Origin of the sequence: Polaribacter sp. BAL334, assembly GCF_015767435.1 — a bacterium.
Lineage (GTDB): Bacteria > Bacteroidota > Bacteroidia > Flavobacteriales > Flavobacteriaceae > Polaribacter.
Genome location: NZ_JADWOV010000123.1, coordinates 1 through 413 on the forward strand (window position 1 = coordinate 1; position 413 = coordinate 413).

Consider the following 413-nt stretch of genomic DNA (forward strand, 5'->3'; position numbering starts at 1 on the left):
GGTAAGGGGAATCTCTTTTTGTTTTAAAAAAAACATCTCTTTTTATTTCTTGCAAATTTAGTGTTTTATAGGATACATTCACAATTAGTTTTGATTTGCAGAGTCTCAAAGTTGATTCTGTCACCCTGAACTCTTGTCCCGAGACTTCGGGATCAGGGTCTCATCCTACTCTTCGAGTACAAAAGAAACAATTCCACAATCTCTATTATAAAATTTACTAAATTACACAGATGAAAAGAGCCTATCACAATTACTGGGTTTATATCCTAACCAATAAACCCAATGGTACACTTTACATCGGAGTTACAGGAGGACTAGATGATCGGATGGAGCGACATACAGCCTCAGAAGGAAGTAAATTTACGGCTTCATACAATCTGAAAATACTCGTTTATTATGAGGAATTTCAATAC

At 35.4% G+C, this 413-nt stretch carries 1 protein-coding gene; it reads left to right on the plus strand.

What is annotated here, in order from left to right; translation table 11 throughout:
• Positions 1-230 precede the first annotated feature (230 nt).
• Positions 231-413, plus strand: a 183-nt coding sequence (locus tag IU405_RS00655) for a GIY-YIG nuclease family protein (RefSeq protein ID WP_197436724.1), incomplete at its 3' end; no start/stop codon positions are given.